Genomic DNA, 13,203 nt, shown 5'->3' on the forward strand with positions numbered 1-13,203 from the left:
TCGCGCTCTTGCCAGCCGGGCCGACCCGTGCCGACCAACCTCGTGGAGAAGTAAACACATGACCGAATCGCAGCCCAAGCGTGCCCTTGTCACCGGCATCACGGGACAGGACGGCAGCTACCTCGCAGAGCTCCTGCTCGCGAAGGGCTACGAGGTGCACGGTCTGATCCGACGTTCGTCGACCATCAACACGAGTCGCATCGATCACATCTACCAGGACCCGCACGAGTCCGGCGCTCGGCTCTTCCTCCACTACGGCGACCTCACCGACGGATCCCGGCTCGTCACGCTGCTCGACCAGATCCGACCCGACGAGGTGTACAACCTCGCGGCCCAGTCTCATGTTCGCGTCAGTTTCGACGAGCCCGAGTACACCGGCGACGCAACTGGACTCGGCTCGACGCGACTGCTCGAGGCGATTCGGATGACCGGATTGCACTGCCGCTTCTACCAGGCGAGCAGCTCCGAGATGTTCGGCGCGACGCCGCCGCCCCAAGACGAGGACACGCCCTTCTACCCGCGCTCGCCGTACGGTGTCGCCAAGGTCTACTCGTATTGGATCACGCGCAACTATCGCGAGGCCTATGGGATGTTCGCGGTCAATGGCATTCTGTTCAACCACGAATCGCCACGACGTGGTGACACGTTCGTCACACGCAAGATCACCCGTGCGGTCGCTCGGATCGCGGCCGGGACCCAGACAGAGCTCTACATGGGCAACCTCGATTCCGTGCGCGACTGGGGCTATGCACCGGAGTACGTCGAGGCGATGTGGCGAATGCTGCAGCACGACGAGCCGACCGACTACGTGGTCGCGACCGGCACGAACTACACGGTGCGCGACTTCCTCCAACTCTCGTTCGAGCACGTCGGCCTCGACTGGGAGAAGTACGTGCGCTTCGATGAGCGCTATCTGCGTCCGACTGAGGTCGACGCCCTCGTCGGCAGCGCAGAGAAGGCCAAGAACCTCCTCGGCTGGGTTCCGAAGACCTTGACCCCCGAACTCGCGCGCATCATGGTTGATGCCGACGTCGCGGCACTCGACGCGAGCGGCACCCATTGGATCGATCGCGTACAGTTCGCGTGATGCGCGGGGGGCCGGAGAACCCACGACTCGAGATCGCCCTCTCGATGCTGACGGTCGTGCCTGGGGGTATGGGCGGCAGTGAGACGTACGCGCGGGCTCTGACGCGTCAACTCGCCGCGACAGACGAGGTTTCGGCGACCGCCTTCATCCCAGAAGCGGCTCAGGGACTCGGCGGCGGACTACCCGAGCGTGTCGTGACCGGTCTCCAAGGCGGCGGGTCGAGCGCCGAGCGGTTGCGCACCGTGGTGACGTTGACGCGTCGCACGGGCGAACTCCGTCGAATGATGTCGGACGCCGACGTGGTGCACTACCCGTTCACCGTCCCGGCGCCGAGACCGGCTCGCACACAGGCATCCGTGCAGTCTCTGCTCGATGTGCAGCACCTCGAGCTTCCCCAGATGTTCAGCAAGGCAGAGCTGGGGTACCGCCGGATGGCGTACGAAGGGTTCGCCAAGCGAGCAGACGCCGTCATCACGATCAGCCACTTCGCGAAGCGGCGGATGGTCGAACTCCTCGGGGTCGACGCCGAGCGCATCCACGTCGCCCACCTCGGCGTCGACACCACACGGTTCACGCCGAACCTCGGAGCACGCGAGGACTTCGTCCTCTATCCCGCACGGGGATGGGCGCACAAGAACCACGCTCGCCTGATCGACGCGATGCGCATCGTGCGAAGAGATCATCCCGAGATGCGACTCGTTCTCACGGGCGGTGCACTCGATACCCTCGGCGAACTCCCCGCCTGGGTCGACCGACGCGGCCTCGTCTCCGACGAGGAACTCAGGGACCTGTACCGGCGAGCGCGAGCGCTCGCGTTCCCGAGTCTCTACGAGGGCTTCGGCCTTCCGCCGCTCGAGGCGATGGCATCCGGATGCCCCGTGGCGGTCTCCAACGCTGGTTCCCTGCCCGAGGTGGTCGGAGACGCCGCGATCCTCTTCGAGCCGCGATCGCCGGAGTCGATCGCGGCCGGCATCGAGGAAGCATTCGCGCAGGCGCCACGACTCGCCCCACTGGGCGTCGACCAGGCCCGGTCGTTCACCTGGGAGAAGTGCCGCGACGTGCACCTGACCGCCTACGCGGACGCAGCACGGAGGAAGGCATGAGGGCCGTGAACTCCGAGCGCGTGCTCGTGACCGGCGCGAACGGTCAGGACGGAACCTACCTCGTTCGCCGCCTGATCGATGAGGGTCACGAAGTGCACGGCATGTGCCACTCATGGTCGGGCGCCGATCGGTTGTCGGCCGAGTTCCCGACGGTGACGCCCCACGTGTGCGATCTGGGTGACGGGGCGGGGCTCGTACGGACGATCGACGAGATCGTCCCGACGCACATCTACAACCTTGCTGGCAACACCTCCGTCGCGCATTCGTGGGAGTATCCCGCCGAGTCAGCGGACGTGCTCGGCGTTGGGCCGATCCGTATTCTCGATGCGGCATGGAAGCTCGAGGAACGTTCTGGTGTGCCCGTCCGATTCCTGCAGGCCTCGAGCGCCGAGATATTCGGAGACGCGTCGACCGTGCCGCAGAACGAGTCCACCCCGCGAAAGCCGGTGACGCCCTACGGGGCGGCGAAGTCGTTCGCGCACGAGATGACCGGGGTGTACCGGCAACGAGGCATGTTCGCAAGCACCGCCATCTTGTACAACCACGAGTCGCCTCTGCGGCCGCAATCGTTCGTCGCGCGCAAGATATCGCACGAAGTCGCCCGAATCGCACTCGGTCTGTCGGACCGTCTCGCGTTGGGCAATATCGACGTGCATCGCGACTGGGGCTTCGCCCCAGACTACGTCGATGCCATGGTTCGCATCGCGCGTGCGCCGTCGGCCGATGACTACATCGTGGCGACCGGGAGTTCGCACAGCGTGCGCGATTTCGTCGACACCGCCTTCCGACATGTCGGCATCGAAGACTGGCACGAGTTCGTCTTCATCGATCCGGCGTTCTACCGCCCTGCAGATCCGAAGGAACTCGTCGGTGATCCGACTCGTCTGCGTGCTCTCGGGTGGAAGCCGAGCGTCGATTTCACACAACTCGTGGGTCTCATGGTCGACCATGACCTCGAGCTCCTTCGCGCGGACTCCTGATGCGTACGTCATCGGTGCAACCGTCGGTGGTGTTCTCGTGAACGCGGCCGCGGCGACAGCACGCGTCTCTGTCGCCTTGTGCACCCACAACGGCGCGCGCTTCATCGCGGAGCAGGTGCAGAGCATCCTCGCGCAAACCGCGGGCGTCGCAGAGATCGTGGTGTCCGATGACGCCTCGACCGACGGCACCGTCGAGATCGTGGAGCGGACGGTTTCCGATTGGATGGCGGCCGGGAGCGGCCCGCGACCCGACCTCCGGATCATGAGGAATGCGGCACCGCTCGGTGTCACTGCGAATTTCGAGCAGGCGATCGCCGCATGCGCCGGTGAGCTCATCGCACTGTGCGATCAGGATGACATCTGGCATCCATCACGCATCGAGCGCTACGTCACCGAGTTCGCGCGACGACCGGCGCTCCAGCTCCTGCACGGCGACGCACGATTGATCGATGAGCGCGGCGCGCCGACCGGCGAGACCCTGTTCCAGGCGCTGGGGGTCGGCGAGAGCGAGATCGAGCGAGTGCACGACGGCGACGCGTTCTCGTTGCTGATGCGTCGCAACATCGTCACCGGCGCCACCACGATGCTCCGCACGTCGCTCGCGCGGCGGGCCATGCCCTTCCCATCCGCCTGGGTGCACGACGAATGGCTGGCTGTGGTCGCTGCCGCCACCGACGGGATCGACCTGGTCGAGGAGCAACTCACGGACTATCGGCAGCACGGAGGTAATCAGATCGGCGCGTCGTCGTTGTCGGCAGCGGGGAAGCTGAAGCGCTTGCGCGAGCCCCGCCGTGAGCGAAACGCGCGATTGCTCCTGCGTGCCACGCAGCTCGCGTCGTGGGCGTCGTCGTTTCGCCCCGCGCTGACTGCAGTCAGAGTCGCTCACATCGAGGCGAAACTTGCTCACGAGCGCGCGCGTGCGTCTCTTCCGAGTTCGCGGTTGCGGCGCGTGCCCGCTGTCTGGCGAGAGTGGCGTTCGGGCAGGTACGACACGTGCGGTCTCGGCTTGCAGGACGTCCTTCGAGACCTGGTGCAGCCGGTCTGAGGCTCGACGCGGGAGCCGTGGCTTGACCTGCGAGTGAGCTGGTTCGGCGCCGAACCCGTCAAGGCAGGGGATGCCGGAGTTCGCTCTTTCGCAAGAGTGCCACCACGTTTGATGACGAAAGCACGACCCGCACGTTCGGGAAGTACAAGACCTTCGCGGCGGCGGCCACTCCCTTGACGAGTACACCTGCTGTGTAAGCGTGCAGTCCGTGAATGAGCGAGGTACGGAAGGCGCGGCGTTTCGTGGCGCGCATTCTGAGGATCTCGAGGTTCGCCTCCCGTGCGTAGTACTCCATTTTCAGCGCACCGATGGCATTCACGTGTGTCGCATCCCCGTACTGGAACGGGTTGCCCAGCCAGCTGTCGGCATTCGGATAGCGCAGCAGAATGCTGCCGTCGTCGCGAAGCTTGTCCCCGATGGTCTTCAGGAATTCGATGCTCTGGTCGGCCGGGATGTGCTCGAAGACATCGAGGGCGACGATGAGATCGAATTCGCCGTCGGGCAGGTGCTGGAGCTCATCGGCCGGGTACGCGTCGAAACCGGCAGCACGCGCGATCTCGATGAGTTCAGGGAGCAGTTCGGTGCCGGTGACGTTCCAGCCCCGCGAACGGCAGTAGCTCAGGAAGACTCCATTGCCGTACCCGATCTCGAGCACCCGCTCGATCGGCCTCCGGCGCGCGGTCTCACGAGTCTCGCGCGAGAAGTAGTCGGCGTCGCCGCGTGCCATCCGTCCGAAATCGGCGGCACCCCATCCCTTCCACTCGGTATATCCGGATGCGGATGTCGTCTGGTCGTCCAGGCTCATGGCACCTCCTCGTTGCTCTGGTCGATCGTCGCACATCATCGCCGGTTCGCGCAGCCTGGGAATCTCAGCAGCCGGCAGCGTCGCTTGCCGTCACTCCACCGGCACCGGGGGACGCCCGGCCGCCAGCGCATCCCGCCAGCTCATGTCCCGCGCAGCTTTCACCGCACACACCACGAGCAGCATCCAGCCTCCCTCGACGAGGGCGAAGCTCTCGGCGAAGGAGGTGACCGCGATCGCCACGAGCATGAGCGCCGGCCACACGTAGACGACGCTCCGGCGGGTCGATGCGAGCAGCCATGCCCGCACGAGCGCGACGCCGAGGAGCGCGATGAAGAGCAGCGCCCCGATGACTCCGACTTGGAAGTACACATCGATGTAGGCATTCAGCGCCGACGATTGCGGTCGCCCGGTGGCCTGTTCGATCCACGTGTAGGGAGGCGAGTCCGGCCATGAACCGACCCAGCCCCAGCCCTGCAGAGGGTTGAGGTTCAGGTAGCGGGAGAGCTCCCGCCATACATCGAGACGCACGTCGAACTCGCCGCGCGCGTCGAGCAACTCGATGATGCGGATGCGGAAGATCCACGCGGTCACGAGCGCCACCACGCCGCTGACGAGCAGGGTGATCTGCCACCGCCACCTCGTCGGCGCCGAGGCGCGCCGCAGTCCGTACAGTGCGGCGAGAGCCAGCAGAGCCGCACCGAGCGCGAACCAGGTCGTCGGGGAACCCGAGAAGACGAGGCACACGCCCGAGAGCGAGAGCGAGGCGATCGCACGGCCGCGCTGCACGATCTTCGTGCGCCACTCCACGACGAAAGTGAGCAACGCGATGAGCGCGACGAAACCGAGCAGATTGCGCGAGCCGAAGATGCCCTGGATCGGACCGAAAGACGCGATATCGCCCTGGATGCCGAGCACCTTGATCGGCAGGTCGAGGATGATGCCCGACATCACCTCGAGGGCGAGCGACACACCGAGCAGCACGCGCATGACATCGCCGAACGCGCGCACGATCTGGATCGTGTCGCGCATGAGCGCGATGTGGACACCGACGAACGCGAAGGCGATGAGGTAGGCGACGCGGGCGATCGAGTCGAGCGCGGGCAGATTGCTCCAGATCACGGATGCCGCGCACCAGCCGATGAAGACGAGGATCGTGAGCGGGAGGATGCCGTACCACTCGACCGCCCGCCAGCGCGCGACGAGCGACGCGGCGCAGAGGACCAGGAGGCCTGCGATCGCGGTCAGGAGCCCGGGGGTGCCGATGAGGCTGCGCACCGCGTGCGTCGAGAAGGCGAGGCCGACTGCGAGCAGAGTCAGAGCCTGCGCGAAACGCGCCGAGCCCGTGAACTCGCGCACGGCGACAGCAGCTCGGGCAACTCGAGGGTCGGGAGTCATCGTCACTGCCCGCTGAGCTTGTCGAAGTGGGGGCGCCCTTCGACGGGCTCAGGGAAAGGGAGTGGCAGCGGCTCTGCCGGGAGCGGCTCATGTTCCCACTGCCGCCGTTTGGTCGACCAGGCGATCGCGATGAGCAGCACCCACCCGCTCTCGATGAGGATTCGACTCTCTGCGAGGCTCTGGCCGATGAGAGCGACCAGCACGAGCAGCGGCACGAGGGCTGCGGCCGAATGGGGGAGCGGTCGTCCCGCGGCATCCATCGGCCGATCGACGGCGAGGAACCATGAACGCCACAGCGCCCCGATGACGATGGATGCGAATGCGAGCAGGCCGATGATGCCGAGCTGCATCCACACGTCGAGCCACGCGTTGTGCGCCTGCAGGTACTGCACGCCCCTGCGTACGGCGAGACCGTCGAAAGGCTCGACCCACGGCACCCAGTAGCCGACCCACCCCCAGCCGAACCACGGGCGCTCGCTCGCGAGGCCGATGACCGCGTTCCAGATGTCGAACCTGCCGGTGAGGTCTTCACTCTTTCCGAAGAACTCGAGCAGTCGGCCCCAGAACACGACGAGCAGACCTACGGATGCCGCGAGCGCGCCGCCGGCCGCCCAGTAGACGCCGGCCCGGCGATCGGGGCCGGCTCGCCGGGCCCACAGGGCGAACCCGAGTGCGACGGCGACGAGCACGCCGACGAGCAGTACTGTCGCCGAGCGGGTGAGGAGCATCACCGCACCGGCGACGACGAGCCAACCCGTACCGGATGCACGCCGAACGCTGCCGGCGGCGAGCATCGCGCCGAAGACGATGAGTCCGAGAAGGGCGACCATGCCGAGTAGGTTTCGGTTCGCAACGATGCCCTCGATCGGGCCGCCCGCGAAGAGCAGGCCGCGCGACCAGTAGTACGCCATCGGAATCTTGTCACCGGCCTCGGCGGTGAAGTCGGGGAAGTTCGGCAGCAGCGGCCTGCCGACGAAGATCGCGACCCAGAGCTCGAATACGAGTGAGAGGCCGAGCACCCACTTGATCGCCCCGCTGAGGCTTCGCACGAACTGCGTCCAGTTCAGGCACAGCACGAGTGCGATGGCGGTGAGGGTCGTTGCGAGGGTGATGCCCACCCCGAGCGCCGACGCGCCGGGGTAGAAGGACCAGGCGATCGACAGGGTTGCCAGCAGCACGAACACGAGCGTCGACTTCGGCACCCGGCGCCAGGTCCACGCAGGGCGCACCTGCACGATGAGCGCGACCGCGCCGATGAGTACGAGGGCGGCCACGACGCCGAAGCCCCACCACCCGAGGAGGTTCCGCCAGAACTGGCCGGCGAGCAACGTGAACAGCGCGAATGTCGCGAACGCACCGATCCAGCGTCGTCGGGCGGTGATCATGGGGTACAGGCTATCGCGCGGCGCGTTGCGATCGGATGACGCTCGCTGAGCTCGCTGAGCTCGTCGAAGCGGAGTTTGTCAAGCGCGCTGAGCTCCCTTCGACAACGCTCAGGGAGCGGAGGCCGTCCGGTCAGACGAACGCGGCCTTGCCGGTGATCTTGCGCCCGACGATGAGAGTGTTCATCTCGCGCGTGCCCTCGTAGGAGTAGAGCGCCTCGGCGTCGGCGAAGAATCGGGCGACGTCGTATTCGAGGGTGATGCCGTTGCCACCGACCACCTCACGCGCCCAAGCAACGGTCTCGCGCATGCGCGCCGTCGTATACGCCTTCGCGAGTGCCGAGTGCTCGTCGCGCTGCTCGCCGCGGTCGAGCATCTCGGAGACCCGCACGACCATGCCGAGCGAGGCGGTGATGTTGCCGAGGCATTTGACGAGCAGGTCTTGGATCAGCTGATGGGAGCCGATGGTCTTGCCGAACTGCACGCGCTCGCCGGCGTACTTCACGGCGGCTTCGTAGGCGCCGACGGCTGTGCCGACCGCGGCCCATGCGACCTCGGCACGGGTGAGGCGCAAGACGCTCGCGGTGTCGCGGAACGAGTGCGCGTTCGCCAGACGGAGCGACTCGGGCACGACGACGTTCTCGAGCGTGATGTCGGCGTTCTGCACGGCGCGGAGGCTGATCTTGCCCTCGATCTTGGTAGCGCTGTACCCGGGCGTCGAGGTCGGCACGATGAAGCCCTTGACCTGGTCGTCGGCGACGTCTTTCGCCCAGATGATCGTGATGTCCGAGAAGGTGGCGTTGCCGATCCAGCGCTTGGAGCCGTTGATCACCCAGGTGTCGCCCTCGCGCCGCGCGGTCGTGCGCAGGCCCTGCGCAGAGTCGGAACCCGAGAGCGGCTCGGTGAGGCCGAAGGCGCCGATGATCTCGCCGCTCGCGAGCTTCGGAATCCACTCGTCGCGCTGCTCCTTCGAGCCGCACACGCTGATCGTGCCGGTGGCGAGACCGTTCTGCACCCCGACGAAGGTCGCGACCGACGGGTCGACGCGGGCGAGTTCGAGGGCCACGAAGCCGCGGAAGACGGCCGAGTTCTCGAACGGCTTCGTCTCCTCCCAGTTGTAGGAGAGCGTGCCGAGGTCGGCGAGCGGCTTCACGATCTGCATCGGGAACTCGGCGCGCTCCCAGTAGCCGCCGATGATCGGCTTCACGTCGGCTTCGAGCCAGGCGCGCAGGTCGGCGAGCGCCTCCTTCTCCCGGTCGCTGAGGAGGGACTCGTAGGCGTAGAAATCGCTCGCGAGAGGCTCGAAGGTCATGACAGCTCCAATATGTCGTCGGGTGCTTCGAGCCTATGCCGCGACCCCGCTACGGCCTGCCGCGTTGGTAGTTTTGACCCAAACGACCGAGAGGAACTCCCGAGCATGTTTGTGGCGATCGGCAACACCCCCCGTGACTACGCCTGGGGCTCCACGACGGCGATCGCGGGTTTCCGCGGCACGGAGGCGTCGGGCGGCCCTGAAGCGGAGCTCTGGCTCGGGGCGCACCCGGGCTCGCCGGCTCGGGTGCTCGATGCGGCATCCGTCGGTCAGGACGACCTGGCCGCATGGATCGCCGCCGATCCTGAGACGGCCCTCGGTGCGAGGTTTGCGAAGCAGGGTGCGCGGCTGCCGTTTCTCTTGAAGCTCCTCGCCGCGGCCGGGCCGCTGTCGTTGCAGGCTCACCCGACGCCGGAGCAGGCTCGTGCGGGCTTCGCGCTCGAAGAGGCCGACGGTGTGCCGATCACGGCCTACGACCGTAACTACAAAGACGAGTTCCACAAGCCCGAGCTCATCGTCGCGGTGAGTGACACCTTCGACGCCCTCTCGGGGTTCCGCCCGCTCGATGAGGTGCGCGGCGTGCTCGAAGTGCTCCGAGCAGCGGATGCCGCGACGCCCGCGCCGGAACCGGGCTCGCTCGACCTGCTCGCCGCACACCTGTCGGGTGCGCACCCGCTGCGCGACACGGTCGAGTGGTTGCTGCGCGACGGGCGCGGCGGCGACACGGGAGAGGCCTCGTGGGTGATCGAACGGGTCACGGCGCTCGCCGCATCGGAACTCGCGCTCACTTCGCCGTATGCGCTCTCGTTCGAGACGGTTGCGGCACTCGCCGAGGCCTACCCTGGCGACCCTGGTGTCGTCATCTCACTGCTGCTGAACCGCGTGCGGCTCGTGCGCGGCGAGGCGCTCTACCTGGCGGCGGGCAACATCCACGCCTACCTCGACGGCCTCGGCATCGAGCTCATGGCGGCGAGTGACAATGTGCTGCGCGGCGGTCTCACGCCGAAGCACATCGATGTCACCGAGCTGATCGAGGTGCTGGACTTCACGCCCATCGCGCCCCCGCTGCTCGAACCCGTCGAGGTCTCACCCGGGGTTTCCGTATTCCGCCCCGATGTGCCCGATTTCGTGCTCTACCGGGTCGAGCCGGGCGCGGATGCCGCGCGCGTCACGATCGACGGCCCGGCGATCGCCCTCGTCGAAGGTGAGGGCGTCACGCTGCGCGGCGCGACGGGTGCCGCGGCGCGACTCGCTCGCGGCGAATCGGTCTACATCACCCCCGACGAGGGCGTGCTCGAGGTCACCGGCCATGGCATCGCCTGGATCGCGACGACAGGGTCCCCGGCGGCCTGACGTCAGGAGGCGACGCGCACGCCGAAGAGGCGGCGGTACGCCGTCGGCGTCGTCTGCAGTACCTTCACGAAGTGGTGGCGCATGACGGCGGCGGCGCCGAAGCCGGTGTCACGCGCGATCTCCTCCAGGGTGAACGACGTCTCTTCGAGCAGCTGCTGGGCGCGCAGCAGTCGCTGACGATTGAGCCACGCGTTGGGCGTGGTGCCGGTCTCGGCCCGGAACCGGCGCGCGAAGGTGCGCGGCGACATCAGGGCCTTGCGGGCCAGCAGGTCGACGGTCAGATCCTCGTCGAGGTGCTCGACCATCCACTCGGTGATCTTGGCGAACGAGTCGCTGCGGCACTCGGCAACCGGAGTCTGGATGAACTGCGACTGCCCCCCGTCGCGTTGCGGCGGCACCACCATGCGCCGGGCGATCATGTTGGCTGCGCTCGCGCCGAGCTCGGTACGCACGATATGCAGGGCGGCGTCGATTCCAGCTGCAGTGCCGGCACCGGTGACGACCTTGTCGTCTTGCACGAAGAGCACATCGGCGTCGACCTCGGTGCGGGGGAACATCGCGGCCATCCGGTCGGTGTACATCCAGTGGGTGGTGGCACGGCGGCCGTCGAGCACGCCGGCGCGGCCGAGGGTGAAGGCGCCCGAGCAGACGGAGAGCACCCAGGCGCCGCGCTCGACGGCGTCGCGCAGCAACTCGGAGATGCGTTCGTCGACCGGAGCATCGATGAGCGCGGCCGGAATGGCGATGAGGTCGGCGTTGCGGGCGAACTCGAGGCCCTCGTGCACGACGACGTCGAAACCGAGCTTCGTCGGGATGGGGCCGGGGTCTGCGGCCACGACGTGGAAGTCGAACGTCGGACCATCGGTGTCGCTGCGATCGATGCCGAACACCTCGCAGATCACGCCGAACTCGAACGGGGCCATCTGCGGGATGGCGATGCAGGCGATGGTCTGAAGCAACGGATGCCTCCGGGTTGGCAGAAATCGAACGTTTGATGGCTATTCTGCCACTGTCGGCAGGATCTAACAAGTCATAGATTTACTGCCATGACCACAATCATCCTCCTCGTCCTTGCGGGACTCGCCATCTGGGGTGTCCTCGCCACCGTGCTCCGCCTCGACACCGATGGCTACGGTCGCCCCGAGATCCGCGACCGCGCCCGTCACATCGAACACCAGCCGACACGCCAAGCCTGACCCGCCGGATACGATCATTCCGGCGCGGAGGTTCCGTCGCCGGAAGGCGGGAACATGAGCTGGCTGGTCACCGGGGGCGCGGGATACATCGGAGCGCACGTCGTGCGCGCATTCGAGGCCCAGGGCATCGGAGCCGTCGTGCTCGACGACCTGTCGACCGGAAAGCATGAGTTCATCCCCGCCGAAACGCCCTTCGTGCACGGCAGCATCCTCGACGGAAGTGCAGTGGAACGTGCGATCGACCGCTACGACGTGCAGGGGGTCGTGCATCTCGCCGGCTTCAAGTACGCCGGGGTCTCGGTCGACCGCCCGCTGCACACCTACCAGCAGAACGTCACCGGCACCGCGACCCTGCTCGCCGCGATGGAGGCGAAAGGCGTCGACCGCATCGTCTTCTCCTCGAGCGCTGCCGTATACGGAACACCCGACGTCGACCTCGTGACCGAGTCGACCCCGAAGCAGCCGCAGTCGCCATACGGCGAATCGAAGCTCATCGGCGAATGGCTGCTCGCCGACCAGGCGAGAGCGCGCGGCCTCGCGCACACGAGCCTGCGCTACTTCAATGTCGTCGGCTCGGGTACGCCCGATGTCTTCGACGTGAGCCCCCACAATCTCTTCCCGCTCGTCTTCGATGCCCTCCTCGACGGCCGCACCCCCCGCATCAACGGAGATGACTATCCGACTCCAGACGGCACGTGCGTGCGCGACTACATCCACGTCGCCGATCTCGCGGAAGCCCATGTCGTCGCTGCGCGCCGCCTCGACGGCGGTGAGCCCCTCGAGACCGTCTACAACCTCGGGTCGGGTGACGGCGTCTCGGTGGGCGAGATCATGCGGGCGGTCGCCGAGGTCACCGGCATCGGCTTCACGCCCGAGGTCGCGCCGCGTCGCGCGGGTGACCCTGCCCGTATCGTCGCGTCGGGTGAACTCGCCGCTCGCGACCTCGATTGGCGCATGCGCCACACGCTCGCCGAGATGGTCGAGAGTGCGTGGCATGCCCGCCGCGCGGCATCCGATTCATAACGTATGACCAACACCCGGCGTGTCGAGATCGTGATGAAGCCTCGATCGCCGCTTGAGGGTTTACGATCTGCGACTTGACTCTCGCGAATTACACCGGTGTAATTGGTCCTGACACACCTTCTGGGTGGTCGGTACAACTGGGTGGGAGACGATATGGGCAATCCTGAATATCGTTCTGGAGTACCTGACGATTGGTTCATCGATCCGGTAAGGCTGGGCGTTCCGGGGGTTCGTCCGGTCACAGACGATGACAATCAACTGGCATGGCAGAGCGACGCGCTATGCGCGCAAACCGATCCTGAAGCGTTCTTCCCTGAAAAGGGCGGATCGACGAGGGACGCGAAGAAGATCTGCACCGGATGCGAGGTACGAAACCAGTGCCTCGAGTACGCGCTCGGCAACGACGAGCGCTTCGGCATCTGGGGCGGGCTCTCCGAACGCGAGCGTCGCAAACTCCGTAAGCGAGCGGTCTGAGTCGCGGAGTCTGCCTCGGCAGGCTCCGCGCTCGCGCCGTGTTCGAGA

At 66.7% G+C, this 13,203-nt stretch carries 13 protein-coding genes; 8 read left to right on the forward strand and 5 right to left on the reverse strand.

The genetic code is table 11. The annotated features are described in order from the left end of the window. The first annotated feature begins 58 nt into the window (after positions 1-58). From gmd to AC1C2U_RS14305, 4 genes are read left to right on the forward strand one after another with little or no spacing between them, the layout of a single operon-like run. The gene (gmd, locus tag AC1C2U_RS14290) at positions 59-1,087 is read left to right on the forward strand and encodes a GDP-mannose 4,6-dehydratase (protein WP_495362424.1); all 1,029 of its coding nucleotides are present in this window, start codon (positions 59-61) and stop codon (positions 1,085-1,087) included. Further along, on the forward strand, positions 1,087-2,190 hold the full coding sequence (locus AC1C2U_RS14295; protein WP_495362425.1) for a glycosyltransferase family 4 protein: 1,104 nt from the start codon (positions 1,087-1,089) through the stop codon (positions 2,188-2,190). Before gmd ends, AC1C2U_RS14295 begins: the two co-directional genes overlap by 1 nt. After that, positions 2,187-3,170: a GDP-mannose 4,6-dehydratase gene (locus AC1C2U_RS14300; RefSeq protein ID WP_495362426.1), complete on the forward strand. Its 984-nt coding sequence runs from the start codon at positions 2,187-2,189 to the stop codon at positions 3,168-3,170. The genes AC1C2U_RS14295 and AC1C2U_RS14300 overlap by 4 nt, the downstream gene beginning before the upstream one ends. Further along, a complete protein-coding gene (locus tag AC1C2U_RS14305; RefSeq protein ID WP_495362427.1) occupies positions 3,139-4,215 on the forward strand; it encodes a glycosyltransferase family 2 protein in 1,077 nt (358 codons plus the stop codon). The genes AC1C2U_RS14300 and AC1C2U_RS14305 overlap by 32 nt, the downstream gene beginning before the upstream one ends. Positions 4,216-4,273: 58 nt before the next feature. Here AC1C2U_RS14305 and AC1C2U_RS14310 read toward each other — a convergent pair whose 3' ends face one another. From AC1C2U_RS14310 to AC1C2U_RS14325, 4 genes are all read right to left on the reverse strand, one after another. Beyond that, the gene (locus tag AC1C2U_RS14310; RefSeq protein ID WP_495362428.1) at positions 4,274-5,020 is read right to left on the reverse strand and encodes a class I SAM-dependent methyltransferase; all 747 of its coding nucleotides are present in this window, start codon (positions 5,018-5,020) and stop codon (positions 4,274-4,276) included. A 90-nt stretch (positions 5,021-5,110) separates the two neighbouring features. Beyond that, positions 5,111-6,415: an O-antigen ligase family protein gene (locus tag AC1C2U_RS14315; protein ID WP_495362429.1), complete on the reverse strand. Its 1,305-nt coding sequence runs from the start codon at positions 6,413-6,415 to the stop codon at positions 5,111-5,113. Positions 6,416-6,417: 2 nt separating this feature from the next. Next, a complete protein-coding gene (locus tag AC1C2U_RS14320) occupies positions 6,418-7,800 on the reverse strand; it encodes an O-antigen ligase family protein (protein WP_495362430.1) in 1,383 nt (460 codons plus the stop codon). A gap of 130 nt (positions 7,801-7,930) precedes the next feature. Continuing rightward, complete coding sequence (locus AC1C2U_RS14325; RefSeq protein WP_495362431.1) at positions 7,931-9,109, reverse strand: acyl-CoA dehydrogenase family protein; 1,179 nt, start codon at positions 9,107-9,109, stop codon at positions 7,931-7,933. A gap of 105 nt (positions 9,110-9,214) precedes the next feature. On the opposite strand from AC1C2U_RS14325, the gene manA reads away from it, so the two are divergent. Further along, a complete protein-coding gene (gene manA, locus AC1C2U_RS14330; RefSeq protein WP_495362432.1) occupies positions 9,215-10,462 on the forward strand; it encodes a mannose-6-phosphate isomerase, class I in 1,248 nt (415 codons plus the stop codon). Positions 10,463-10,464: 2 nt separating this feature from the next. Here manA and AC1C2U_RS14335 read toward each other — a convergent pair whose 3' ends face one another. Beyond that, positions 10,465-11,421 (reverse strand): GlxA family transcriptional regulator, encoded by a 957-nt coding sequence (locus AC1C2U_RS14335; RefSeq protein WP_495362433.1) that lies wholly within the window; start codon positions 11,419-11,421, stop codon positions 10,465-10,467. Positions 11,422-11,508: 87 nt separating this feature from the next. Between AC1C2U_RS14335 and AC1C2U_RS14340 the strand changes: the two genes are divergently transcribed. From AC1C2U_RS14340 to AC1C2U_RS14350, 3 genes are all read left to right on the forward strand, one after another. Beyond that, positions 11,509-11,658, forward strand: a complete 150-nt coding sequence (locus AC1C2U_RS14340; protein WP_495362434.1) for a hypothetical protein — start codon at positions 11,509-11,511, stop codon at positions 11,656-11,658. Between the two features lie 54 nt (positions 11,659-11,712). Further along, positions 11,713-12,681 carry a UDP-glucose 4-epimerase GalE gene (gene galE / locus AC1C2U_RS14345; protein WP_495362435.1) on the forward strand — a complete coding sequence of 323 codons (969 nt, stop codon included), beginning with the start codon at positions 11,713-11,715 and terminating at the stop codon, positions 12,679-12,681. Positions 12,682-12,834: 153 nt separating this feature from the next. Next, positions 12,835-13,155 (forward strand): WhiB family transcriptional regulator, encoded by a 321-nt coding sequence (locus AC1C2U_RS14350; protein ID WP_495362436.1) that lies wholly within the window; start codon positions 12,835-12,837, stop codon positions 13,153-13,155. The last annotated feature ends 48 nt before the right edge of the window (positions 13,156-13,203 follow it).

The sequence above is a fragment of the Agromyces sp. Y575 genome (assembly GCF_059445445.1).